At 69.5% G+C, this 822-nt stretch carries 1 protein-coding gene; it reads right to left on the reverse strand.

Annotated features, from left to right (window positions below):
• Window positions 1-156: 156 nt before the first annotated feature.
• Complete coding sequence (locus AC27KI_RS26190; RefSeq protein WP_284430151.1) at window positions 157-615, reverse strand: RidA family protein; 459 nt, start codon at window positions 613-615, stop codon at window positions 157-159.
• Between the last annotated feature and the right edge of the window lie 207 nt (window positions 616-822).

The raw sequence follows: 822 nt of genomic DNA on the forward strand, positions 1-822 counted from the left end.
CCGATGCATCAGGGGGCTGCCGGCCGTGGGGCCATCGCGGGATGGCCTTCGAAAGCAAGGGTGACCCGCAGCGCGGGCAGGTCCCGGTCTCGACGGGGTGGGTGCCCCAGGCCCAGGCCTGCGCCAGCCACCCCTTGCGCCAACGAGGGCGCGCGATCAGCCCAGTTCGGCGATCAATTCGATTTCGACGCACGCACCCATGGGGATCTGCGCCACGCCGAAGGCGCTGCGGGCGTGCACGCCCCGGTCGCCGAACACCTGGCCGAACAGTTCACTCGCGCCGTTGGTCACCAGATGCTGTTCGGTGAACTCGCCCGTCGAATTGACCAGGCTCATCACCTTGACGATGCGCTTGACCCGGTTCAGGTCGCCACCGGTGGCCGCATGCAGCGTGCCCAGCAGGTCGATGGCCACGGCCCGCGCGGCCGCCTTGCCTTCTTCGGTAGTGATGCTGCGGCCGAACTGCGCGGCCCAGGGCTTGCCGTCCTTGCGCGCGATGTGTCCGCTCAGGAACACCAGGTTGCCGGTCTGCACGTAGGGCACGTAGGCCGCGGCGGGGACCGAGACGGGGGGCAGGGTGATGTCGAGTTCTTTCAGCTTGTCGTAAACGCTCATGGTGTTCCTTGGCAACGGGAGGAGTGAGAAGGCAGAAAAAGGCCGCAAGCCCCGGGGGCCTGCGGCGCAGCGCGCAAGTGTTGCACAACCGGCTGGCGGTTCTCTGCGTTCGCCGTTCCTCGCGGCGGCGCCGGCACCTGGGGCGCGCCGGTCCCGCTCACGCGCCGGGATCGGTCATCCCGTGGCCGCCCGCTCAGGCGATGGCCG

The sequence above is a fragment of the Acidovorax sp. KPB24-03 genome (assembly GCF_057546605.1).

What these genes read in the sequence shown, in the direction of transcription:
- AC27KI_RS26190 (WP_284430151.1), bottom strand. Translation starts at nt 615, where the DNA reads ATGAGCGTTTACGACAAGCTGAAAGAACTCGACATCACCCTGCCCCCC.